Origin of the sequence: Neobacillus sp. PS3-40, assembly GCF_030915485.1 — a bacterium.
In the GTDB taxonomy this organism is placed as follows: Bacteria; Bacillota; Bacilli; order Bacillales; family Cytobacillaceae; genus JAUZPL01.
Genome location: NZ_CP133266.1, coordinates 2,936,627 through 2,962,249, shown reverse-complemented (window position 1 = coordinate 2,962,249; position 25,623 = coordinate 2,936,627). Strand labels below are relative to the sequence as shown.

Below are 25,623 nucleotides of genomic sequence, written 5' to 3'. Positions count from 1 at the left end.
CAGCATTTTACTTGTTAAACAAGTGGCATGCTACAAAATGACCATCAATATTTTTTTCTTCTGGTCTAGCCGTTTTGCAAATTTCCATAACCTCAGTGCATCTTGTATGAAATGCACATCCTGAAGGGGGATTTGCGGGACTCGGAAGCTCCCCTTCTATTAATACCGTATGTTTCTTGATATCTGGATCTGGAATTGGAACTGCTGAAAGAAGTGCCTTTGTATATGGATGCAAAGGATTCTCATAAAGTTCTTCACTTTCAGCTAATTCTATTAATCTACCTAAATACATGACACCAACACGATTGCTAATGTGGCGAACAACCCCTAAATCATGGGCGATAAATATGTATGTTAGCTGGAATTCCTTCTGTATGTCTTTCATTAGGTTGAGAACCTGTGCCTGTATAGATACATCAAGGGCTGATACGGGTTCGTCCGCGATTATAAGCTTCGGTTTTGTCATTAACGCTTTAGCAATTCCAATCCGCTGACGCTGGCCTCCGCTGAATTGATGAGGGTATCTCTTTGCATGATAGCTACTAAGGCCTACCACCTCGAGCATCTCCCTCACACGTTTCCTTCGTTCCTCCTTGGATCCAATACCATGAACAATAAGTGGTTCTTCAAGAATCTGTTCAACCGAATGGCGTGGATTTAATGAGGCATAAGGATCCTGAAATACCATTTGGATATCTCGGCGGGTTTTTCTTAGTTCTGATTTTGACATGCTCGTAATCTCTTTATCTTCAAATACAATCTTTCCATCACTTGCTTCTATCAAGCGCATAAGCAATCTACCAGTCGTAGATTTTCCACAGCCACTTTCCCCTACGATTCCTAATGTTTCTCCCTTTTTAACATAAAAGGAAACATCGTCGACTGCTTTGACTTCTCCTTTTTTAGCCCCAAAAAGACCTCCAGTAATCGGAAAATATTTTTTTAGCCCAGATACCTCAAGAAGTAACTCCGACATGTTCGTCACTCCTTTCATTTACTGTATGTAAGAAACATCTCACTTCATGTCCTTCTTTTTCTGTTTTATATAAACTCGGTAGTTCAACATGGCATCGGTCAAATACATCTGAACATCTCGCAGCAAATCTGCAACCCTTTTGAATCGTTCCTGGTGATGGTACACTTCCAGGAATGCTGTACAGCCTATCCTTTTTCCCTTTTAAATCAGGAATAGATTTCAATAGTCCCTGTGTATATGGATGTTTTGGGTCTTTTAGAATCGTTCTGACATCCCCTTGCTCCACAATTTGTCCTGAGTACATGACAATTACTCTTTCACAGATTTCAGCTACTACCCCTAAGTCATGGGTGATAAGGATGATGGATGTATTTGTCTTTTCATTTAAATCCTTCATTAAAGCAAGTATCTGTGCCTGAATAGTTACGTCGAGTGCAGTGGTTGGCTCATCCGCAATCAGCATTTTTGGATTGCATGCCATTGCCATTGAAATCATGACCCTTTGCCTCATCCCTCCTGATAACTGATGTGGATACTCTTTAAGTATTCCTTCGGCCCTAGGTATACCAACTAATTTTAATAATTCAATACTACGGATATTCGCTTCTTTCTTTGAAAGATCTGTATGAAGACGAATTGCTTCGATTAATTGATTTCCTACTGTAAACAGCGGGTTCAATGACGTCATTGGTTCTTGGAAAATCATTGAAATTTGATTTCCGCGAATTTTTCTCCACTCTTTTTCAGATAAATGCGTCAAATCCTTTCCGTTAAAAATAATTTCTCCTGACTCTACTTTTCCTGGTGGGGTAGGAATCAGCCCCATGGTTGTTAAAGAGGTTACACTTTTTCCGCTCCCAGATTCACCAACAATCCCAAGAATTTCTCCATCTCTAAGCTCAAAACTAATCCCATCAACTGCAGCAACATACTTCTTTCCTGATTGAAATGATACTTTTAGGTTCTTTATTTGAAGAATAGGTTCTTTGCTCACATCTACACCTACCTGACAGTAATTATCTGACTAAACATAAATATCATAATATAGTAAATTTTTGGACTATTACAATATATTTCATTATAAATTTTTAGTTAGAATTTAGCAAACGTTTCTGTGAATTTTCTGAAATATTTAGTAATAGTTTTTTTAAAACATCATCAAATCACAGCACATTACCGCGGTAACAGGACAGTAAGTTGGAGATAGGGGCTGAATTTTTTTTAAATAAACAATTTCGGATAGATTTTTTTAATAGGGTATTTTTACCAAATTATTCCGAATTATACTTACCTAATATAATAAATACACATCAATTACCTGAAGAATTTGCTATTTGAGCGTAATGAATACCGTTTGACAACTACTATTCCCACCCACAGTTGTAATTGTAGGAATCATTAAACACAAAACGCCCGGATTTATAACTAATCCGAGCGTTTTCTTAGTGAATCAAACAATCTTATGAAGTTTTTCTTATCTATTGTTTTCTAAAATTTGCTAAAGATTTATTCAACTCTCTTGTTTTAAAATAAACATCCTGATAGATCGTAAAAAGACGCTGATATTCTTTAACGTGTTCCTCGATTGGATAAAAGGACTTGGATTCTTTGATAAATTTCTCAGCGCATTCCTCCAAGGACACAAACCAATTGCAGCCTATTGCTGCTAGCATTGCCGCTCCTAGGGCAGGTCCTTGTTCAGTATCCAATTTAATAACCTTAGCATTGAAAATATCTGCTTGCATTTGAAGCCAATCCTCATTTTTGGCTCCTCCACCGATAGAAATTACCTTATCAACAGTAATTCCCTCTTCTCTGAAAATCTTAATTGATTCCTGAAGAGAAAATGTAATCCCCTCCATTACGGCTCTTACAAAATGCTCCCTTTTATGCGTTGCATCCATGCCAATAAAACTAGCGCGGATCAAGGAATCGGGATGTGGTGTTCTCTCTCCAACCAAATAAGGGGTAAATAATAAACCATTTGAGCCAATCGCCACATCCCCTACATCAGATAGCATTTCTTCAAATGATTCATTTTTACAAAAGGTATCCTTAAACCAGGTTAAGCTATAACCTGCAGCTAAGGTGACACCCATTGTATAAAATGAGTCTTTTTTTCCATGATTAAAGAAATGAACTTTCCCTTTAAAATCTCTTTCCTTGTCTTCCTCATATGAAAGAATAACACCAGAAGTCCCTATACTGCATAATGTTTTTCCAGAAGAGAGAATACCTGCACCAATGGCACCACAAGCATTGTCGGCACCACCAGCAAACACTCTGGTCTTTTCCAACAGCCCTGTTTCTATTGCAATCTCTTGAAGCAATGTTCCTACACAATCACTGGATTCAACAAGTGGAGGGCATATTTGTTCAGGTATTCCGAATTTCACACATACATCCTTGCTCCACTTCTTTTCTGGTAGATTCAATAGTAGAGTTCCGGCTGCATCAGAAAATTCACTATTTATAACGCCAGTCATTCTAAATCTCACATAATCTTTGGGTAACATGAAGACAGCTGTTTTTCCAAAAATATCTGGCTCATGTTCTTGTACCCATAAAATTTTCGGCAATGTAAATCCTTCTAAAACACGATTCTTTGAAATAGTTAAGAGTTGTTCTCCGAATTCTTCAGTGATTTTTTCACACTGTGGCGTTGTTCTGGTATCATTCCAAAGAATGGCATTTCGTAATACTTGATGTTGCTTGTCTAATAAGACGAGCCCGTGCATTTGTCCAGAATAGCTGATACCTTCAATATCTTGTGATTGAATACTAGACTTTGAGACAAGTTCAGCCAACGCAGCAATAGTTTGTTCAACCCACTCTTCTGGATTTTGCTCGTTATACCCTGCCTTTGTTTGAATTAAAGGATAACTCCTTGACGTTTCTGCGCAGACTTCCCCTTTTTCATTAACTAAAATAGCCTTTACAGCACTTGTTCCCAAATCGATTCCAATTACATATTTCATTATTTATCACCCTTTTTTTTAAATAGACTCTCGGTATTCACCGAATCAGATGGTTCAAGGGTTTTCTTAAACCACTTATATTTAATTCCTCCTACTTTGGTTAGGGGGATTTTTCATTTTATAAAGCCTTTTCCGCATAAATTGAAATTTTTAGTCTGTAAATTTGCCCGTTGATTTCCGCTCCGGGCACTTGCTTTCCGCGGGAGGGATGGGAGCCTCCTCGGCGTACCGCCTGTGGGGTCTCCCATTCCCTCTTATCCCGCAGGAGTCAAGCGCCCTCCGCTCCAATCAACTCAGGTGGATAAAGTAAAAACATCTAAAACACAACAAAATTTACGAAAACACTTGTTCAACGGCATGTTCTAAAGCACGATATGGCCGCACATTCCATAAGTTTAAGAAAGACAATCTTCCCTATTTACCAAGACACCTAGATCCTCAGAAAAGTGGAAACTTGTTTATAAACGAAGAACCTCTGTTAAACGTTCAAATAAGAGAAAAAAGAACGATTACCACTTAGAAACTGGAAGACATCGCTCTACAAAGATGTGGTACATTCGACCTTACGCGATCATGATGTACCAACATATCGATGCTTGGTTCAGTAGTAAGAACGAGACACTAAACTTTAAAGAAATCATCTTTCCATAAGGCTGTTTTCGTATAGATTGTTGTTTTTCGTATATAGGCTAATTCCCGTATTAAATATTGGTTCGTGCTCTTTTCCTATATCCAAAGAGTATTATTTTCATAATTATTGATCGATAAACCGTAAAAATCCTAATACCGATTTTTACTAGGTTTGAAAATAGCAACAAAGCTTACGAAAAGAGCCTACCATAAGGAGCTTTTCTAAAAAGAAAATTGTTTTTATCTATAGGTTTTGTGAAAGTAAACTATTGATAAAAACGTTGATTGGAGCGGAAGGTGCGAGACTCCTGCGGGAGCAGTGGACAGGTGAGACCCCACAGGCGCTTAAGCGCCGAGGAGGCTCACCGCCCACCCCGCGGAAAGGGAGCATCCTGGAGCGGAAATCAACCACTTCTCTAAGAACAACAAAATTTACGAAGACAGTCTTTACCTACCTACTCAATTTTTTAAAAAATAATAGATTTAGGATTTATCATGGGCATTTTTGAAAATACCACGAAACCGATGATTACTTCAGACATTCTAACAGAATTTCCAGTAAAATTTTTACAAGTCTCTCAATGAATGCTTGTTTATTCCGAGAATTTATTAAAGTATAAAAATATGCTGGAAACAAGTATTTCCAGCATATCTTATTTGTAGCTATTAACTAATTAAAAATAATTACTTCGAAAGTGTTTCCAACAAATATTGATTAACTAATGCTTTTAAGCGTTCTTGTCTTCCTGATGAGTTCTTAATTTCGGTTAATCCAAGGGCATACGCTTCAAGCTTTTTGAAATCTGTTTTTCCTTCAACAATATCTAAACCAATGCCTTCTGTATAGCTGCTATAACGTTCAGTCACAAAATCATCAAGAACCTTATCTTCAATTAATTTGTTTGCCACTTTAAGACCTATCGCAAAGCTATCCATTCCAGCAATATGTGCATGGAATAAATCTTCGGGCTCGAATGATCCTCTTCTTACTTTTGCATCGAAATTCAGTCCACCTTTACCAAGGCCACCATTTTTAAGAATTTCATACATTGCTAAAGTTGTTGAATAAAGATCTGTTGGGAATTCATCAGTATCCCATCCAAGTAAGCTATCTCCTTGGTTTGCATCAACGGATCCTAACATACCATTAATACGTGCTACTCTTAATTCATGTTCAAAAGTGTGGCCCGCAAGAGTCGCATGGTTAGCTTCAATGTTAAATTTAAAGAATTCTTGTAGATTATATTTCTGTAAAAATGCCAAACCAGTAGCTACATCAAAATCATATTGATGCTTAGTTGGTTCTTTTGGTTTTGGTTCAATTAAGAATGGAACATTAAAACCAATTTCTTTGGCATAATCAACAGCCATATGGAAAAAGCGCCCGAGATTATCCTGTTCTAACTTCATATCCGTATTTAATAGGGTTTCGTATCCTTCTCTGCCACCCCAGAATACATAGTTTTCTGCACCAAGTTCTTTACCAACCTCAAGACCTTTTTTTACTTTTGCTGCAGAATAAGCAAAGACATCCGCATTGTTTGAAGTAGCCGCACCGTGAACATATCTTGGATTAGTAAACATATTTGCTGTATTCCAAAGTAATTTTGTTTTACTTGTTTTCATGTAATCTTTAATCATGCTTACGATTGTATCAATGTTTGCATATGTTTCTTTTAATGTGCTTCCTTCTGGTGCAATATCTGCATCGTGGAAACAAAAGAATGGGACATTTAATTTTTCAAATAACTCAAATGCTGCTTCGACACGAGCTTTTGCTAGATCCATCCCTTTGTAGTTATTCCAAGGGCGAACCATAGTGCCTACTCCAAATGGATCTGTGCCGTCTGCTGTAAAAGTATGCCAATATGCTACAGAGAAACGTAATATCTCCTCCATTGTCTCTCCATTTATTACCTCTTTCGGGTTATAATACTTAAAGGAAAGAGGATTCTTAGATGATGGCCCCTCATAATTAATGCGATTTACATTTTCAAAAAAAGTCATGAAAATTACCTCCTGTTTTTATTAAATTGGTACCGCTTACACTCTAGATATTAATTTGGTTAGGCTACACTTTTGGGTAACCAATTAATCTTTTTTAGCTAATCAGAATTTATATCCATAAATTCTGCTAGCGCATAAGGGCAACTACGCCTAATCATCGCCCTTAGGGGCTCGCCAATCGGCGAGTTTTCTTTAAAATCTAATTTACAAATTTATTGTACCACCTCAAACTTGGTTTGTCTAATGAATAAACAAAGTATATAATAAGTTTAAAGAAATTTTTTAAGGAGAATTATCACTATGAAGGTTACCTGGAATCAACAGTTAGTAAAAAAGGAAAATAAAACACTTGTTTTAGAGTTAATAAAAAATCACTCCCCTATTTCAAGGGCAGATACTGCACAAAAACTGGGCTTAAATAAAGGAACAGTGTCTTCCTTGGTCTCTGAACTACTTGAAGAACAATTAATAACTGAGTCAGGTCCTGGAGAGTCAAGCGGTGGTCGACGTCCAGTTATCCTTCTTTTCAATCAAAATGCTGGGCATACGATTGGAATTGATCTAGGTGTTAACTACATTCTTGCTGTTCTAACAGACCTCCAAGGAAAGATCATTTTCCAAATAAATGAGAAATATCACTTCCTTTCGTTTGAAGATACATTTAAATTGATTCAAAACACGATTACAACATTAATTAAAAAGGCTCCTTCGTCACCTTATGGTGTAGTAGGAATCGGAATAGGGGCTCCTGGGATCATTAATATAAAAGGGGATATAATAATAGCCCCAAATCTTCAATGGAGAAATGTGCCTCTAAAACAACTATTAGAAAGCATTTTCAATATCCCAGTTATTGTTGAAAATGAAGCAAATGCTGGTGCATACGGAGAAAAGAGGTTCGGAATTGGACAAAGTCTTGACAATCTTATTTATGTAAGTGCAGGAATTGGGATTGGTGCAGGGATTATCCTGAATGGAGATTTGTATAAAGGGATTAATGGTTATTCGGGTGAATTTGGCCATATGACGATTGACTTTAATGGAATAGAATGTAGTTGTGGAAATAAAGGTTGCTGGGAATTGTATGCTTCAGAGCAGTCTCTACTTGCCCTTGCTAAAAAGTTAGACATAGGAGGCCAAGATGAGGTAAAGCTTGAAGATATAGTCTTGCTTGCCGAACAGGGAAATAGTTCAGCAGTGGAATTATTTAATAAAATTGGCTACAACTTAGGTGTGGGGATTATCAACATCATCCATGCATTCAACCCACAACAAATTATTATCGGGAACCGGCTGGTATCTGCAAAGAAGTGGATAGAAGAGAGTCTCCTTAAGGTGATTAGACATCACACATTAACATTTCATCAAATTGATGTTGAAATCGTTTTTTCAGACTTATCAATTCCTGTTACTGCATTAGGAGTTGCAGCCTTTTCTATTGAAAATTTTATTTCCTCTAAGCTACAACAGTAATACTAAGTACTCTACTCCCGAGCAAACAGAAATACTGATTATCATCATCGATAGTTACTTATTTTAGCGCATTAACAAAGATACATTTTCTTAGAAGCTAAAAAAGTCTAACCCGACGGGCTAGACTTTTTTAGCTTCTATTCTTATTACTAATAGAATGATAGCATTCATCAATGGCAACCATATTATTGATCGTATTTTCAATTGTATTTAATGGTTCTCTATCATCAATAATAGACTGGGAGAAATGCTCAACTTCAAGTGCATAAATATCTCCAAGCAATCTTTCCATTCTTTCTTCATTCTCTTTCTGAACAATTATCAAACCTTCCCCACCATGTAGATCTGGTCGAAAAGCCCTTGGAACTATTATTCGACCTTTAGTTCCAACAATTTCATATTCTTGTCTAAACGCCATCTCTATGCTGCAATCAAAAACTGCCCTTACACCATTTTCTAGCGTCACGTTTCCTATAGCTGAAAAATCAACACCAGTATCTAAATCCAATTGGCTGTTTACGTCAACACTTGCTATTTCTGACCCTAACATATTTCTGATAGCGTGCAAGCAATAACAACCAATATCATAGATACTTCCACCACCTTTATTTTTATCCATTCGGATATTCTCGGTTTGCTCAAGATAAAAGGAAAAAGTTGCCCGCATAAATTTCACTTCACCAATTTCTCCCGATGCAATTATATCTCTGACCCGTTGATGTTGGGGGTGAAATTGATACATAAAACCTTCCATGAATTTGACGCCATTTTTCCGAACAGCAATGCCAATAGTTTTTGCTTCCTCAGTATTTAAAGCAGCTGGTTTTTCACAAAGAACATGTTTCCCTTGCTCTGCTGCTTTTATAGCCCATTCTTGATGTAAGTGGTTAGGTAACGGAATATAAATTGCATCTAACTCCGGGTCTTTAAGCAATTCATCATAACGATCATATGATTTTGGAATATCAAAATTTCGTGCAGTTTCACTTGCTTTTCCACTTTCACTCGAAATAGCAAGGACTTGAGCATTTTTTGCCCGTTTAAATGCTGGAATGAGCTGTGTTCGAGCAATATCTGCAGTACTTAAAATTCCCCAACGAACGACTGTCAAAACGGACCACTCCCAAATGTTTGGATACACCTTTAAATTAATAGACCATTGTTTAATTTAATTTTTCTTATTTGAAATATCTAACCAAACTGCAAAAATTAAGATAAGCCCTTTAACGATATATTGCCAGAAGGCTTCAATATTCATCATGCTCATACCATTATCGATGCTTGCCATAATTAAAGCTCCAATGATAGCTCCGACAATTTTCCCTTTACCACCCATTAAACTTGTTCCACCAATTACACAAGCAGCAATAGCATCTAATTCATTCATATTTCCAGCACTAACTGTTGCTGCATTTAGCCTACTCGTAAGGATCACTCCAGCAATACCTGCTAATGCTCCCATTAAGACAAAAACATACAAGATATTGCGTTTAATGTTAATTCCTGATAATGCAGCTGCCTCAACATTGCCCCCGATTGCATAAATATAACGACCAAAGGATGTTTTTTGTGACATAAAGAGAAATACACCCGCCAACACGACAACAATCATAATTGGTAGAGGAATACCCAAATATCTACTTAACATATAAGTAACACCTAAAATACAAATCGAGTATACAGAAACCTTTCCATAATCAATGAATGTGTTTGGAACTAATAACCCTAATGTCTTTCTCTTTGATCTTGATCGGCTGATAAAAAAGAATAGTAAGACAATACTAGCAATGGCTATTATATAACCTAAACTATATGGCAAGTAGCTATTTCCAATTTGTTTAAAGCTATCCTGTAGTGGAGAAATGGTTTGTCCCTTACTTATTCCAATTAAGATACCCCTAAAAATCAACATTCCGCCTAACGTTACAATAAAGGCAGGAACGTTCCGATATGCAACCCACCAGCCTTGCCATAATCCGAAAAGAGCCCCTACCACAATTGCAGCTACTATTGCCGTTGGAGTGCTCCAGTTGTACCATACTTGCAAAATAGCAGCAACTCCACCTGTTAATCCTACTAATGAACCAACAGATAAATCGATGTGGCCAGCAACAATGATAAGTGTCATTCCAATTGCCAAAACTGAAATAACTGACATTTGACTAAATAAATTTGATATATTTCGAGAGGATAAAAATTCTCCACTCGTAAAGACCCCAAATATAATAGCAATCAAAACAAGTGCAATAATCAAGGTATAGGATTGGATATCAAATTTAAAACTTATATTCTTTTCTTTTTTAGTAGCGTTAGTTGACAATTGGCTGTTCAAGGCTTTTCCCTCCAGTTGCACACGTCATGATTTTTTCTTGTGTTGCATCATCCCTTAAAAATTCACCAGTAATTCTTCCCTCAGACATAACGATAATTCGGTCAGATAATCCCATTACTTCAGGTAATTCTGATGAAACAATAATGATTGCCACACCTTGTTGGACAAGTTCATTAATAATTTTATAGATTTCATATTTAGCACCAACATCAATACCTCTAGTTGGTTCATCTAGAATAAGAATCTTAGGATTGTTTAATAGCCACTTACTAAGGACAACTTTCTGTTGGTTACCACCACTTAGTTGGCTAACCTTTGCTTCTAGATTTGGTGTTTTTAATTTCATTTTCTTTGTAATTTCATTCGCCATTTTAACCTCAAGAGCAGAGTCAATAATCTTAAGTTTCATCACCTTATTTAAGGCAACCAATGTTGAGTTTTTTGTAATATCCATACCCAACACAAGTCCATATCTCTTTCTGTCCTCTGAAACATATGCTAAACCAGCTTGGATAGCATCTGCAGGCTTCTGGATAGAAGTTTTCTTTCCATCAATCTCAACTACACCTTGTTTTTTACCGTTAAAACCACCAAAAATACTTGTAAATAGCTCAGTTCTTCCAGCACCCATTAATCCTGAAAATCCAAGTATTTCACCTTTTTTTAATGAAAAAGAAACGTTATTGATAACTGTTTTACCAGTATTATTTTCAAATACAGAGTAGTTTTTCACGTCAAGAATGGTTTCCCCCAGTTCATGTGCTTCATAGGGAAACAGTTCGGTAAGTTCTCTACCCACCATCTTCGTTATTATTTTATCCTCAGACATTTCTGAAATTGGATTTGTACTAATTGTTTTTCCATCTCGTAAAATAGTAACCGTATCAGCTAGGGACATTACCTCACCTAATTTGTGGGAAATGTAAATACATGTAACTCCTTTTGATCTTAAATCCCTTAGGATTCCTTTAAGAATTTCAACGTCACTTTCTGTCAACGCTGCAGTTGGTTCATCCAAGATTAATATATCCGCATTGTTCGTAAGTGCCTTTGTTATCTCTATAAGTTGCTGTTTACCTACAGATAATTCCCCAAGTCTTGTTTGAGGATCAATGTTTAAACCAATATAGCTTAGCCATTTCTGTGCTTCAGCATTTATTTTATTCCAATCAATTATCTTTTTTCTCATTAAGTCATGCCCGAGGAAAATGTTCTCAGCAATGCTCATCTCACCAACAAGAGCAAGTTCCTGATAGATAATAGATACTCCAGCTTTTTGCGACTCTTTTATAGATTTAAATGAAACATCTTGTCCATTGATGAAAATTTTCCCAGTATATGTTCCTGCTGGATAAACACCACTTAATATTTTCATTAGTGTTGATTTACCAGCTCCGTTCTCGCCGCACAAAGCGTGGATTTCACCTTTGCGAACCGAAAAAGTAACATTATCCAAAGCTTTAACCCCTGGAAATTCTTTGGTTATCCCCTGCATTTGCAATGCAAAAGTTTCCATATGAGGCTCCCCCCTAATAAATACGGAAAGGGGAGAATTCCCCTTTTATCCGTTTAATTTCCGTTTTATACGAATTATTATGGACGTGCTGGGCGTTCATTTTCTGGAACATTCTTATAAACTTCATCATAAGTATGGAATCCATCTTTAATGACCGTGTTGATCACTTCATCTTTACCTACCATAATTGGATCAAGTTTGATAAAGGGAACATCCATTTTTCCATTATTTACAGTATCACTAGCTTTAACTTTTTCACCTTTAGCAAGTTGAACGGCCACTTCAGCACTCTTCGTTGCAATCGTTTTAATAGGTTTATAGACTGTCATAGATTGTTTACCTTCTACAATTCGTTGAACTCCTGCTAAGTCAGCATCTTGACCAGAAATGGCAACCTTACCATCTAAGTTTTGTCCAGCTAACGCTTGGATGGCGCCACCAGCAGTGTTATCGTTAGATGCTACGACAGCATCAATTTTATTTTTATTAGCTGTTAAAGCATTTTCCATGATTTGCATTGCATCATTAGCATCCCAGTTTTTAGCCCACTGATCCCCAATGATTTTAATATCTCCCTTATCAACTAATGGTTTAATGATATTCATTTGTCCTTCTCTGAACATCTTTGCATTATTATCTGTTGGAGAGCCACCCAGCATGAAATAATTTCCTTTTGGAACTTGTTTAACTATGTATTCAGCCTGCATTTCACCAACGCGGACATTATCAAAGGATACATATGCTGCAATATCAGAGTTATTAATTAAGCGATCATATGCTAATACTGGAATTCCTTCTGACTTAGCTTGATCAACCACTGGAGTTAATGAATCGGAATTGATTGCAATAACAACAAGTGCATCGATTCCTTGAGAAAGCATATTTTGAATTTGTGATAATTGTTTTGCTTCATCTCCGTTAGCAGATTGTACCAAAACATCTGCACCCAGTTCATTTGCCTGTTTAACAAAAATATCACGGTCATGTTGCCATCTTTCTAGTGTTAAATCTGAAACCGATAATCCGATCTTAATTTTCTTATGTCCATCTACTTTCTTGTCTTTGCTTGTATTTTGGCTACCTGCATCTTCTCCGCAAGCCGTCAATGCTAAAACTAAAAGAGCTACTAACAACCCAGATAGAAAACCCTTACATTTCTTCACATTCTTTACCTCCCAAATAAAATTATTTGTTAATTCAAAGAAATTATATCACCATTATCTTAGTTTGTCTATCAGATGAACTAAGATATAACCATAAATTTACCATCTTATTAATACATGCACGGCCTTATTTGGAAGTGGATCACTTAATTTAAAAGCCTCTGTACTATTAGTTAGTACAAATTGGGTGCAATTTATCTCGTGTAAAAAATGGCTCATGAAGTAATAATTCATACAGAAACGGGAAAATTAAACTTAGCTTAATGAGTGTTCACAAAATGACGTGTTTCTGAGGGAGATTATAGAAATGTATTAACTAAATGACAACTCGGTTTCAGTCGAACCATGCACGAGTGGAATCATGGGTCTAAATTCTACTTCTATTTACAACAAACTGTTCTAAAAGATAATAAAAGGAGGTTTTTTATTTTGAAAGTATTAATTTTCGTGTTATTACTAATACCTTTTCTTGCGCAATTAGTAGCACTGCCATTAGTAAATAAGATTCATCCTGTTATATTAGGATTCCCCTTATTTCATTTTTGGTTGCTCATTTGGATGATTCTTACACCTATCTGTACATGGATTATATTCTTAATTCAAAAATCAAGGGGGGAGCTTGAATGATAAAGGGAAATTTAACCTCACTTATCATTACTTCCGCAATCGTACTATTCGTTGTTGGAATTGGTTTTTTTGTTGGTCGAAGCAAAGAATCACGAAGTTCTGTTGAAGAGTGGTCTGTTGGTGGGCGCCGATTAGGAAGTTTATTTGTCTGGTTTCTTATTGGGGCAGATATTTATACAGCATACACATTTTTAGGATTGACAAGTTCAGCCTATGCAGGAGGTAGTATTGCATTCTTTGCAACACCTTATGTTGTTCTCGCCTATCCACTTGCTTATTTTTTCTTACCTAAAATTTGGAAAGTAGGGAGTGTTCATAAATTTACAACACTCGCTGATTATATTAAAGCCCGGTTTGATAGTAAATTATTTTCACTACTCGTTGCGATCGATGGCGTACTTATGTTGATTCCCTATATTGATTTACAATTAGCAGGGATTCAAGACACATTTAGAGTTGCCGGAACCGGGTATATTAATATCACATTTGTTGTTATCGTATCATTCTTACTCGTTGCTTTTTACACATTCTTTAGTGGAATTAAAGCACCTACTTATACAGCAATTCTAAAGGACATATTGGTTTGGGTAATTATGTTATACATGGTTGTTTCTATTCCAATTATTCATTTTGGCAGTTGGGGCAATATGATGCAAAAAACGATTGATACTGCTCCACAAATGATAACCATACCCTCCACAGGTGTTAAGGGAATGTTATGGTTTTCAACTGCGGCACTAATCTCTGCTTTAGCATTATTTATGTGGCCACATACCATAACAGGAGTATTCAGTTCAAAAAGTGGTGATTCATTACGAAAAAATGCGATTGTTCTCCCATTCTATAATATCGTCTTAATGCTTGTTACTTTCTTGGGTATTACAGCTTTCTTAGTTATTCCTAAAGGAACAGACCCTCGTTTTGCTTTCTTAGAATTGATTCGTATGTCTTATGGCGGTACAATGCAAGGATTTGCCTACTCGACGATCGCTTTAGCATCCTTGGTACCTTGTTCCATTATGGCAATTGGTGCTTCAAGCTTATTTGCTAATAATATCTATCGTGATTTTATTAATCCAAAAGCTTCACCAAAACGTATGACAATGGTTACACGTTACATGGTATTCGTTGTAATTGGACTTGCTTTATTATTTGGTTTGTTATTCCCTAATGCACTTATCTCATTGCAATTAATGGGTGTATCAGGTATTGTGCAAACTTTCCCTGCTGTTGTCTTTAGTCTATTTTGGAGAAACCTATCCAAAGAAGCTGCTATTTCTGGCTTCATTGCGGGAATGGTTGTTATCATTTTCCTTTATTCAACACATATGTCATACGGGGCATATGAAGGATTCTGGGGACTTATTGTAAATATCGTTGTTCTACTTGTCCTAAACGCCATGTTTGCAAAACAAGCACAGAGTCGAAACAATCCAGTAATGGAAACATTGTTTGGTAAAAAGAGTTAAGAAGCGGGAACTAGTAGAACTACTTTAAAACAAAATGCTTTAACAAAGTAAATAATCCCCCTCTTGATCTTACTTACAAGATCATTGAGGGGGATTTTGTTTGGGCGCCAGACACCATCCAGAGTTTCTCCACAAAAATACATCTTATTTTTTGTGAGCACATGACAACTTTTTAACATAACATACAAGAAATAGGCATTTAACCCACCACTAATGAATGAAAAATGAAACCGCGTTTTCTTGAAAGACCAATGTTAAAAACTCAGTTAATTGTTGTTTAAATTAACTTCATATCCTCGTCATTTAGAATGAACATAAGTGAATAGTTTCGACTGGATGTGATGAAATTGAAGGATATTTGTGCAGTAGAACAAGAACTACAAACTGTTCGATCTATTCAGCGGACGATCGATATCATTATTGCTGGATTATTAATAAGCGGGCAAATCACGATCGTTAGAATAATTGTTGAACCGGGTGGATTTGCATTATCAGCAGGTGGGCCACTAACAGGTAGATCCAGATTAGAAGGAAAATTAGGAAGTAAAACATTAAGTTTGTTAATCGATATCAGTGACCTTCTCTTAGCTATATTATTGATAAGTGATCAGACAAACGTATCTGGGATATTTATAGGACCTGGGAGGTTTAGTTTTAACATAACCGGTCCAATTTTTGGTGTCTCCAAAAACGAACCCTCCTTACCTAACTTGGAAAGAATCTTTACACAATTTCGCTGGATTGTCTCCGAACATTTCAATGTGGATCCTCAATTATTAATAATATAAACAAAGGAAGTGACCACTCATGCCGTTAACAGATATTCCAACTATTAAGCCCTCAATAGGTTGGATATTCCTCTTATTACTTTCACTGGTTATTTTTATTTTTTTCTTTACACAACCCAAACAAAGCGATGTCTTGTAGCTTAGGCCTTCTTTTTATCCTTTTGGGAAGAGGTCTTCATCATTATTCCAAATGGATACGTACCCATAAACTTCTTCTAAATAACTAGCTAGGCCTTGAACCGATGAGAGAAGCGCAGTTTCCAAAGTAAAAAACTAATCCCAAGTGTAAATAACGACATGAGAACTGCAATACTTGCGAACGCAAGCAAATAGGCATTATATTCAGCTAGTTTAACAATTACCCTATAAGCATCAACATGAAGAAACCCTGCACCGATATTAACAAAAACAAGTAAGAAGAAAATCATCACAAGTCCATTTACTGAATTTTGGATATCAGCTTTACTTAACCCAATATGAGAAGAAATACTGATTGCAACCACTAGAAAGACCCAAAAGGAAGGATTTAGTAGATTATGTAAAGTAAAAAGACTACTGCTAATCGCAATAACTGCTCCACCTATCGCTTTTACAACATTTAGATCCAGTTTTTCTAAAGATATATTCTGATGAATTTGCATTCTAAAGATTGCATAGGATTGGGGCACTAATAGATACATACCCCATATTAACGAGCCGATTCCACTAAAGATCGGTCCTAGCCCGATAAAAAAATTCCCAACTTGCTGATAAATGCTATTGGCATTGTAGTGATGCTCCACATATCCAAGCACACCATCAGGGCTGTTTAACTGCAATAACTTTACCTTTGTTACCCTATGTCCCCATATGAAGCATTGGGTGAGATGCCCCAGTTCATGAATTGGAGTACCAATCCACGAAGTCAAAAGCACCCCCCGTGAACCGAATGCTCGAACCAAAAAGGTATTAGAAAGTTTTTCGAGAATCCCCAAAACCAAACCAATTACAATAAAGAGACCTACCAAATAGATCATTTCAAAAATGCTTAATAGGAAGGTATTTATAAAAGATGAAATGATGTTCATTTCTTTTTTGTCCTTTCACTTAATCCTTTTTCCATACTACATTACATCTACTCTTCTATGCTTTCCTTATTTGTTACTATACAAAACGTATAAGGCTTTTTATATGAATATAACAATACAAACACCACCATCTAAAATGGTGGTGTTTGTATTGTTTCGACTAGTTTCAATTAATGAACTGTTGCTTAGAAATTTATGAATGCCTTCTTTACATCAACTTTTGTTTTGGTAATTTTATTATCATACAACCAATTAGCTACATTCTCCCATGTGCTAGCATCCTGGTAGCCAAACGATTTATCTTTTGCGTCCATTAGTGGCAGAAGGATTTGTAAGCTCTTTGTTTCAACGTTCTTATCCAATGGTGACGTTTTGTCCTCATGTTTCATTAAAAGAGACAAACCTTTTTCAGGATGATCTTGGACATATTGTTGTCCTTTACTAGCAGCCTTCATAAACTTTTTAAATAATTCAGGGTTTTCTTTAATTCCTTTTTTACTTCCTACCAAGACTAATTCATAATAATCTGGTACTCCAAAATTCTTCGGATTTAAGGCACGCATTGGGTGTCCTTCTTTTTCAAGCATTAATTTCTCGTGGTTGATATATCCTCCGATAAGAGCATCTGTTTTTTTCGTTGCCATAGCCGGAATTAGATCCCATCCAACATCAACCATTTTGATTTTCTGTGCGTCCCCACCATCGGATTTCACCATAGTTTGAACAATTGCTTCATCTAACGGAATGGAAGGATATCCAATCGTTTTCCCTACTAAATCCTTTGGTGATTTAATCGGGCCATCAGCGGGAACCATTAACTGATTTAAGGGATGGCGAACAATAGCTGCAATCGACTGAACAGGAATATTTTCTCCTTGTGCAATAAGCACCTCTGGTTGATAGCTCATTGCTAAGTCAATCTGGTTAGCAGCTACAAGTTTTAGTGGATCATTTGTATCAGCAGGCATTTTAATATCTACATCTAAGCCCTGCTCTTTAAAATAACCATTTTCTCTAGCCGCAAAAAGAAAGGAGTGAACAGCATTTGGATACCAGTCTAACATTAACGTAACTTTCTGCAGTTTTTTTGTTGTATTGGATGCACCTTGATCACTTTTATTTCCAGCACCACAAGCACTTAATAAGAGTAATAACAAACTTACCATCACTAAAAACAATTTTTTCATTTAATTTTTCTTCCCTTCATTATCGAAATTTATTTTTTAGTACTATTTTTTCTACTATGCTAATTAATATAAATAACACAATACCTAATAAGGAAAGGAGGAATATCGCCGCAAAAAGGGCATCTGCTTGCAAATTACCAGACATTCGCCTGCTAAAGTATCCCAATCCTTCACTTGCACCAAGCCATTCTCCGATCGTAGCCCCGACAACGCAATAGACAACAGCCATTTTCAACCCTGACAAAAAGACGGGTAACGCCATTGGAATTTGGACTTTCATAAAAGTATCCCAGTGATTTGCTCCCATTGTCATAAGCAATTCCCGATATTCCTCTCCGCCCCTTTTAAGCCCATCATATGTACTAACAACAATTGGAAAAAAGGCTGTTAAAATCGTCACCGCAATTTTGCTCCAAATTGAATAACCGAACCACATGATAAAAATCGGAGAGATCGCAATAAGTGGAACAGTTTGCGAAATAACTAGAAACGGATAAAGAATCTTTTCTAATGCCCGAGAAAAGTGCATGCCAACTCCTAGAATTACGCCTCCAACAAGGGAAATACCGAAGCCAATTATCACTTCCTTAAGTGTTGCTGGCAAATGCACTTCAAACAAAAGTTGCTTGTTTTCTACTAATGACTTCCAAATAGAAGTAGGGGCAGGCAAAATAAAGGAAGGAATCATCCCTTTTTGTACTATCCATTCCCATACGCTTAAAAGTAGGACAACAACCAGTAGAAAAAGGCCATAGTCTCCCGTCCATTTTCTCCATTTACCTTTCATCGTGAATCAGCCACTCCAATTCTTTTCTCATCGCAATAAACTCTGATTGATAAATAAGCTCCGAATTCCGCGGCCTTGGCAGGTCCACTTTTATTTCTTGAATGAGTTGTGTGTCCGTACCCGGAAGCAGGTAAATCCGGTCACTCAACAGAATGGCTTCCTCCAAATCATGAGTAATGAACAACACCGTTTTTTGAAGATCACCCCACAATTCTAGTAACCAGCTGTGCATTTTACGTTTTGTCAGGGAATCAAGAGCACCAAATGGTTCGTCAAGTAACAATAGGTCTCTCCCCGTCATAATGGTTCTTAAAAAGGCAACCCGCTGCTTCATTCCTCCCGAGAGTTCATGAGGATATGCATTTTCATATCCAGCTAAACCAAATCGAGATAACCACTCCTTAATCTCCAGCATCCTACGTTTTTTATTTTCTTTCGTAATTTCTAGAGGCAACAAAACATTTTCAATGACGGTTCGCCATGGTAAAAGAAGATCCTTTTGCGGCATATAGCCCACTTTCCCTAATCTACTTCCAACTGGTTGACCATTGATCCATATTTGTCCATGGTCAGGCTCAAGTAAGCCTGTAACAAGCTTAAATAGCGTACTTTTTCCCGATCCACTCGCCCCGATCAATGAGACAAATTCCCCTGGCAAAACATTCAGCGAAATTTTTTCAAAAATGGACATTGCTCCCCCATCACTTGGAAAAGCAAACGATAGGTCTTCTATAAATAACATTGAAGAATCAAACAGGCCAATCATCCCCTTGATAAACCATATCCCAGAACATGTATTCAAACCGTGAAGTCGTAAGGAAATGTTCCTCTAAAATTTGTAACTCTCGATCAGTTTTCCCTTCTGTTAATCGGTCTAACAAATCGATTAGCCAGGTTGTTAATTCACCAAATTCACTAGAGGAATACATTTTAATCCAATTACCATATAATAGATGATCAGGTGAATTGGGATATTTCTCAGCCAGCATCCTTCCGATCTCCCAATAGCTCCACATACAAGGCAGTAGTGCAGAGATTAATTCCTCCAATGAACCATTCTGAGCCACATTCAGCATGTAGCGTGTATATGCTAAATTTATTGGTGTCGGCTTTGTTTCTTCAAGCTGTGTATTAGTTATCCCAAATTTCCCTGCATATTGGCGATGTAACTCCATTTCTCCATTTAGCGTCTCATGCAAGAGTTTTGCAAAAGCTGCCATTGTCTCAATATCTCTTGCTTTTACCGAACCCAAAGCAAAAAGCTTAGAGTAATCAATTAAGAATACGTAATCCTGTTTCATATAACGGATAAATGATTCTTCAGGCAGATTGCCACTTCCCATTCCAACAACAAAAGGATGCTGATGGGTTTTCTTCCATATTTCACTTACCTTTTCATAAAGAATTTCCGAAAACTTCATGGTTTTACTCCTCCTTCCTTGAATTACACCATTCGGCGATAAAGACAGCTAATACTTTAGTAAAATCTAACAGTTGACGAATTTCAACCTTTTCATTTACTGCATGGGCATCCTCTAATTTTCCCGGTCCAAAAATGACCGTTGGAATACCTGCACGCCCCAACCATCCTGCATCAGTTACGGTAGATGACATTCCAACTATTGGCTTTTGCAAAAGCATGTTTTCATATGTGCCGGTTAAACAGCGAGTTCCCGGATGATTAGCATCAATCTCTAAGGAAGGAAAAATTTCACCACGATCAACAATCATTGATTTTCCTCCCCACTTAAATTCTGGAGGATTCTCTTTTAACCAAGGGTCAGAGGCTGCAACAAATCCAATATGCTGCTCAATCTCTTTGATTACTTCTTCATAATCTTCATTAGGATAAAAATGAACCGTCACCCAAAGTGCGCACCGATCGGCAACGAATGCAGCATGCCTACCGCCTTCAATTACAGCTGGATTTATCGTGTTTGAGCCCGGAACAAAACCTTCATAAGCCTTCGTTACGGCCCAGTGGCGCTCTAGCTCTTGAAGACCAGAGATCACCTTCATCATTTTCTCAATTGCACTTGCCCCTTTTACTCCACCACCCGCATGAATCATCTTCCCGCGTAGTCCATCATGATAGGTTTCTTTGCTTTGAATCGTAATCCAACCAGTAATGACCCCACCTTGTCCTTGAATATGTAAGTCACTAGTATCAACTACAACTGCAAAATCAGCCATATAACCTCTTTCGGTACAGGCAAGGGTCCCAGCCTCTCCGACTTCTTCCCCTATCACAGATTGAAATTGAAGATCACCTTTAAGTGAAATCCCTAGTTCTTTTAAAATGGAAATAGCTATTAGTGATGCAGCGATTCCACCCTTCATATCAGCAACGCCGCGCCCATAAATGTACGAGTCTTCAATACGTGTGGAAAAAGGAGAGGATATCCATTCCTTTTCATCCCCCACTTCCGCAACATCCACATGACCATTTACAATCAAGCTCTTATATTCCTTGGAGGATTCACCTTGCAAAACACCTACAACATTAGGGTCACCTGGGTAAACATCCCATTTATCCGTCTTAAATCCCAAATCACCCAAGTATTGACGGATAAATTCCTGCACATCATTTGTATTACGTGCAGGAGGACTTACCGTTGGAAACTTAACAAGTTCCGATACTAGTTCAAGTAATTCCTCTTTCCTTGCTTCAACCTCATTAGAAATTTTATTAATAAGTTCTTCAGATGTAGTTCTCATATAATCACTCCCCTAAAAAAGAAACTTAAATTCTCAAGCTAATATGACAAGCTTCATGAATACATTACCCATAAATAAGATCAAAAAATAAAAACCCGCTCATTTTCCGGAGAAATGAACGGGTTGAAAAACATATGTGTCATTAAAAAGAAACCTGACAAATTAGTTCTTTCAACTTCCCTCCGCTGGAATAAACCAGATCAGGTTCAAAGGGTTTAGAACTACGTTCCATCTCAGCCATTGGCTCCCCTAGTGAAATTTACATTCGCATAAAAATTCTATTTAAATATAGCATAAAATAAGATTATGTAAAGCAAAGCAATTTCAGTAATTGCTTGAAATTTTTTGAATCCGGTGGTGGCTTTTCATAGAAATTCGCCGTTAGAGTACTTGCAAAATTCATAAAATAATTTACTGAATCCCGCTAATTAACTCATTTAACAGTTGAAATACCATGGTTAATTCTTTTTTTGGTATATTGGCAAATCGGTCTCCAATACTTACTTCATAATAACAGGCTTCCTTACTAATTTCTCTTAAATAACTCGTTAAGCCAATACCTGTTGTCTCATAAATTGTGGCTAGAATAGATTCTAACTTCTCTTTAGGTAAATCAAAATGGACATGAAACATATTAGAAACAGGTTCTACAGGCTTTGTTGAAACATAAGAGCATTTGTTAAAAAGGACAGCAAGTTCTTTAGCTTCCTCATAGTACTGCTCCATTTTATGAATCCTCTTATTAAAATAATAGTCTGAACTGATAATGTAGGGATAAAGACTAATTAAATCGCCACCATGGCGCCTTTTCCACACTTTTGATTCCTCTGTAAAATCTTTATCACCAGCAAGAATTGCTCCTGCAATCCCACCGATCCCTTTGTAAAATGACACATATACACTATCAAAAAGACTACAAATTTCAGCAGCAGATTTTTTATAATATGGAAGAATTTCAAATAGCCTAGCTCCATCTAAATGCAACTTGATGCCTTTCTCACGACAATAAGCGGAAATAGATTCAAGAGTTTGATAATCTGGTAATTGCCCACCTATCTCACGTTGAGGTAATTCGAGTAATAAACAGGCAATATCCTCCTTCACACCCACAACATCTTCCAATTGAATCAACCTATTTTTATCAGCTAGTAAAATAGGATCGATATGATGGAGTTCTTTTAACCCATCTTCTTCATGAATCTCTAAATGACATAATGGATGATAGCCTACTTTTTTCAGTCCTTTTTTATCACACCAGATTCTTAGTGCAATTTGCTGCGCCATCGTTCCACTTGGGAAAAACACTGCTTTTTCTTTGCCTAAATACTCTGCCATTTTGCTTTGGAAATCCTCAATGATTTTGCCCTTACCATAGATATCACTTTCCTGCTGACTATCATAATCATTTAGTACCTCTTTTAGTGTTTGGATGTCTCTTTCACCATGACCACCTACTTGGTACTTTGTTTTTTTAAAGGCCTCTCCTAATCGATTATCTTCTTTCAATCTATACCACTCCTTTAAATCATGAGTAAATTGCCAATCGGTAGATTAAAAACCTCTCAAAAGGATTGTGTTCGAATAAATCTGACAGTTTGACCTCCTCTTTTAATTCAAACGAGGTCTGGTTTTCTAAAAAGTAGATATAATCTTCTGATGGATAATACAGAACCAACTCTATTTCCCGTGCTGATTTTTCCACTGAATGTAATATATTGTTTATGATATTCCTAAAAATCTGGATTGAAAATGGATTAAAAAAGTAAAATCGATTTTCTAATGGATCGATCTGGTACTCTTCAGCAAGATAAAGGTAGAAGTGAATTTTATCTTTACTATTTTTTGTCTGCAATACATAACTAGTTAGATTATCAACTGCTTCTTGATAGAAAATCTCGTTCATTTCTATCCCAACAACAGTTGCATTAAATAAATAATGGATATAAAAATTCAAGCGCCCTTTACCACAGCCGAAATCAACAATACGATCACTACTTTTCAATTCATAATTAGTAAACAATATTTCTAGCGCACTATATGGAGTTGGCTCGTAGCGATGATAATGCAAAGACTTATTAAATCCTTTTTGATCTCCTCTTGTTTTGATGTTCAGCAATTTATCATAATACCGTTCTTTCATTGATTTGCTCCTATTCAAGCTGTATATGAATTTACCTATAATAATATAGATTATTTAAAACATATTAAAGTATCTATATTCCTTAAAGATGATTTTTGAATCTAAATCCAACTTAAAAAACCCTTCAAAAGAAGGGTTCGTCAATCACAATGATATTTCTTTGCCTCTTCAATCCTGTTTAGGACTCGTAATGCACCTTCAGCTAATGCTTCTAATTCTTCTTCACCAGGAACAAGAAAAATTTCACCCAAAAAAGAAATTTTCTTACTTAGTTTCCTGACAAGGAAGTCTGAATAGCAAATGCCTCCTGTTAGGATAATGCCATCAATTTCCCCATCAAGAACAGCAGCCATCGCTCCTATTTCTTTAGCAATTTGTTGAATCATAGCATCTATTACTAAACATGCTTTCTCTTCACCAGCAAGTGCCCGATTTTCTGCATCTAATGCATTTTTGGTACCAAGATAAGCATAAAGTCCACCTTGTCTTGTCAATAGATTAAGCATTTCTTTTTCAGTATATTTGCCTGAATAACAAAGTTTCACTAATTGTTTAGCTGGTAACCCACCTGCTCTTTCAGGTGAAAAGGGCCCTTCATTATCTGCATTATTTACATCTATCAATCTGCCCTTTTTCTGAGCAGCAACAGAAATTCCGCCCCCAAGATGAGCAATAACAAAATTATACGTTTCCAATGTACCCCCAAGCTTAGAGGCTACCTTTCTGGAGACTGCCTTTATATTTAATGCATGTAGGTTGCTAATTCTTTCGATGCCTGGGATTCCAGAAATTCGAGAAACCTCTTCAAATTCGTCTACTACAATCGGATCAACAATAAATGATGGAAGGTTATGTTCACTCCCTAGTTTATATGCCATCAACGCACCCAAATTAGAGGCGTGTTCTCCAAATCGAGCAGTTTTTAAATCATTAAGCATTTCCTCATCTACCAAATAGGTGCCACTTTCTAATGGTCTTAAAAATCCACCTCTGCCAACAATTCCGTCCAAAATTGAAAGTTCGATACTCTGTGTTTTTAACACATTAAATAATAATTCAAGTCGATAATCTAATTGATCTGCAATAAATGGGAAGTTTATGAGTTCTTCATCTGTGTGTCTAATCGTTTGAGTGAAAAATGATTCTTTCCCATGATAAATAGCAAATTTTGTTGATGTAGAACCAGGATTTATGACTAATATTTTCAATCTAGGCATTCGTTAACACCCATTTCCTCCAGTTATACCCTTCTTGAATTGCTTTCATATTATTTTCGATTAAATCAGGGCGTTTTTCACCAATCATTTCTATTAATCCTTTTTTGACATCATCTAATGTAATGTTTGAGGACGTTTCGATAAAAGCACCAAGCATAATCATATTTAATGATTTTGCTAAACCTAGATGGTCGATAATGGGCAATGTTGGAATTGCATTCCACTCATAATGGATTGAAACTGGTTTTTCCACTTTAATTAAGGATGCATCATATAAAAGGCTACCACCCTTCACAATCATTGGGCTGAATTTTTCAATGGATGGTTCATTAAAGGCTATTAATGTTGTACATTCAGTAACAATTGGAGAGGTAATCCCTTTTTCAGAGATGATAACTGAACAATTTGCCGTTCCACCCCTCATTTCTGGTCCATAGGAAGGAATCCATGAAACATTACGATCTGTTACCATTCCTGTGTAGGCAAGCAATTTTCCAACAAAAAGAATACCTTGGCCACCAAATCCAGATATAATGATTTTTTCCATT

General features: G+C 36.6%; 22 protein-coding genes and 1 riboswitch. Of the genes, 4 read left to right on the top strand and 18 right to left on the bottom strand.

Annotation, left to right across the window (positions count from 1 at the left end):
• Positions 1-7 precede the first annotated feature (7 nt).
• From RCG20_RS14430 to xylA, 4 genes are all read right to left on the bottom strand, one after another.
• Positions 8-976 carry an ABC transporter ATP-binding protein gene (locus RCG20_RS14430; protein ID WP_308180827.1) on the bottom strand — a complete coding sequence of 323 codons (969 nt, stop codon included), beginning with the start codon at positions 974-976 and terminating at the stop codon, positions 8-10.
• Positions 957-1,970, bottom strand: a complete 1,014-nt coding sequence (locus RCG20_RS14425; protein WP_308180826.1) for an ABC transporter ATP-binding protein — start codon at positions 1,968-1,970, stop codon at positions 957-959. The genes RCG20_RS14430 and RCG20_RS14425 overlap by 20 nt, the downstream gene beginning before the upstream one ends.
• Before the next feature lie 484 nt (positions 1,971-2,454).
• The gene (gene xylB, locus RCG20_RS14420) at positions 2,455-3,954 is read right to left on the bottom strand and encodes a xylulokinase (RefSeq protein WP_308180825.1); all 1,500 of its coding nucleotides are present in this window, start codon (positions 3,952-3,954) and stop codon (positions 2,455-2,457) included.
• A 1,314-nt stretch (positions 3,955-5,268) separates the two neighbouring features.
• A complete protein-coding gene (gene xylA / locus RCG20_RS14415; protein ID WP_308180824.1) occupies positions 5,269-6,591 on the bottom strand; it encodes a xylose isomerase in 1,323 nt (440 codons plus the stop codon).
• Positions 6,592-6,891: 300 nt separating this feature from the next.
• Between xylA and RCG20_RS14410 the strand changes: the two genes are divergently transcribed.
• Complete coding sequence (locus RCG20_RS14410) at positions 6,892-8,064, top strand: ROK family transcriptional regulator (RefSeq protein WP_308180823.1); 1,173 nt, start codon at positions 6,892-6,894, stop codon at positions 8,062-8,064.
• Positions 8,065-8,194: 130 nt separating this feature from the next.
• Here the strand turns inward: RCG20_RS14410 and RCG20_RS14405 are convergent, their stop codons facing one another.
• The 4 genes from RCG20_RS14405 to xylF all read right to left on the bottom strand — a co-directional run bounded on the left by RCG20_RS14405 (position 8,195) and on the right by xylF (position 13,075).
• On the bottom strand, positions 8,195-9,175 hold the full coding sequence (locus RCG20_RS14405; protein WP_308180822.1) for a Gfo/Idh/MocA family protein: 981 nt from the start codon (positions 9,173-9,175) through the stop codon (positions 8,195-8,197).
• A gap of 57 nt (positions 9,176-9,232) precedes the next feature.
• The gene (locus RCG20_RS14400; protein WP_308180821.1) at positions 9,233-10,396 is read right to left on the bottom strand and encodes a sugar ABC transporter permease; all 1,164 of its coding nucleotides are present in this window, start codon (positions 10,394-10,396) and stop codon (positions 9,233-9,235) included.
• Positions 10,374-11,912, bottom strand: coding sequence for a xylose ABC transporter ATP-binding protein (locus tag RCG20_RS14395; protein ID WP_308180820.1), 1,539 nt, complete (start codon positions 11,910-11,912; stop codon positions 10,374-10,376). The genes RCG20_RS14400 and RCG20_RS14395 overlap by 23 nt, the downstream gene beginning before the upstream one ends.
• Before the next feature lie 77 nt (positions 11,913-11,989).
• Positions 11,990-13,075 carry a D-xylose ABC transporter substrate-binding protein gene (gene xylF, locus RCG20_RS14390; RefSeq protein ID WP_308180819.1) on the bottom strand — a complete coding sequence of 362 codons (1,086 nt, stop codon included), beginning with the start codon at positions 13,073-13,075 and terminating at the stop codon, positions 11,990-11,992.
• A gap of 429 nt (positions 13,076-13,504) precedes the next feature.
• On the opposite strand from xylF, the gene RCG20_RS14385 reads away from it, so the two are divergent.
• The 3 genes from RCG20_RS14385 to RCG20_RS14375 all read left to right on the top strand — a co-directional run bounded on the left by RCG20_RS14385 (position 13,505) and on the right by RCG20_RS14375 (position 15,959).
• On the top strand, positions 13,505-13,702 hold the full coding sequence (locus tag RCG20_RS14385; RefSeq protein WP_374120476.1) for a DUF3311 domain-containing protein: 198 nt from the start codon (positions 13,505-13,507) through the stop codon (positions 13,700-13,702).
• Entirely contained in the window at positions 13,702-15,171 is a 1,470-nt protein-coding gene (locus RCG20_RS14380) for a sodium:solute symporter family protein (RefSeq protein WP_308184354.1), read from the top strand. The genes RCG20_RS14385 and RCG20_RS14380 overlap by 1 nt, the downstream gene beginning before the upstream one ends.
• A gap of 347 nt (positions 15,172-15,518) precedes the next feature.
• The gene (locus tag RCG20_RS14375) at positions 15,519-15,959 is read left to right on the top strand and encodes a hypothetical protein (RefSeq protein ID WP_374120475.1); all 441 of its coding nucleotides are present in this window, start codon (positions 15,519-15,521) and stop codon (positions 15,957-15,959) included.
• A 227-nt stretch (positions 15,960-16,186) separates the two neighbouring features.
• On the opposite strand, the gene RCG20_RS14370 is transcribed toward RCG20_RS14375, so the two are convergent.
• From RCG20_RS14370 to RCG20_RS14325, 10 genes are all read right to left on the bottom strand, one after another.
• Positions 16,187-17,026, bottom strand: a complete 840-nt coding sequence (locus tag RCG20_RS14370) for a hypothetical protein (RefSeq protein ID WP_308180817.1) — start codon at positions 17,024-17,026, stop codon at positions 16,187-16,189.
• A gap of 185 nt (positions 17,027-17,211) precedes the next feature.
• Entirely contained in the window at positions 17,212-18,213 is a 1,002-nt protein-coding gene (locus tag RCG20_RS14365) for an ABC transporter substrate-binding protein (RefSeq protein ID WP_308180816.1), read from the bottom strand.
• 19 nt (positions 18,214-18,232) lie between these two features.
• The gene (locus tag RCG20_RS14360; protein WP_308180815.1) at positions 18,233-19,000 is read right to left on the bottom strand and encodes an ABC transporter permease; all 768 of its coding nucleotides are present in this window, start codon (positions 18,998-19,000) and stop codon (positions 18,233-18,235) included.
• Positions 18,990-19,691 carry an ABC transporter ATP-binding protein gene (locus RCG20_RS14355; protein WP_308180814.1) on the bottom strand — a complete coding sequence of 234 codons (702 nt, stop codon included), beginning with the start codon at positions 19,689-19,691 and terminating at the stop codon, positions 18,990-18,992. Before RCG20_RS14355 ends, RCG20_RS14360 begins: the two co-directional genes overlap by 11 nt.
• Positions 19,692-19,749: 58 nt before the next feature.
• On the bottom strand, positions 19,750-20,421 hold the full coding sequence (tenA, locus tag RCG20_RS14350) for a thiaminase II (protein WP_308180813.1): 672 nt from the start codon (positions 20,419-20,421) through the stop codon (positions 19,750-19,752).
• A gap of 4 nt (positions 20,422-20,425) precedes the next feature.
• Positions 20,426-21,718, bottom strand: a complete 1,293-nt coding sequence (locus tag RCG20_RS14345; RefSeq protein ID WP_308180812.1) for an acetylornithine deacetylase — start codon at positions 21,716-21,718, stop codon at positions 20,426-20,428.
• Positions 21,719-21,878: 160 nt separating this feature from the next.
• Positions 21,879-21,979, bottom strand: a riboswitch (TPP riboswitch).
• A 150-nt stretch (positions 21,980-22,129) separates the two neighbouring features.
• Positions 22,130-23,224 (bottom strand): threonine aldolase family protein, encoded by a 1,095-nt coding sequence (locus tag RCG20_RS14340; protein ID WP_308180811.1) that lies wholly within the window; start codon positions 23,222-23,224, stop codon positions 22,130-22,132.
• Between the two features lie 19 nt (positions 23,225-23,243).
• Entirely contained in the window at positions 23,244-23,858 is a 615-nt protein-coding gene (locus RCG20_RS14335) for a methyltransferase (protein ID WP_308180810.1), read from the bottom strand.
• Positions 23,859-23,998: 140 nt separating this feature from the next.
• Complete coding sequence (buk, locus tag RCG20_RS14330; RefSeq protein WP_308180809.1) at positions 23,999-25,075, bottom strand: butyrate kinase; 1,077 nt, start codon at positions 25,073-25,075, stop codon at positions 23,999-24,001.
• On the bottom strand, positions 25,068-25,622 hold the full coding sequence (locus RCG20_RS14325) for a 2-oxoacid:ferredoxin oxidoreductase subunit gamma family protein (protein WP_308180808.1): 555 nt from the start codon (positions 25,620-25,622) through the stop codon (positions 25,068-25,070). Before RCG20_RS14325 ends, buk begins: the two co-directional genes overlap by 8 nt.
• Between the last annotated feature and the right edge of the window lies 1 nt (position 25,623).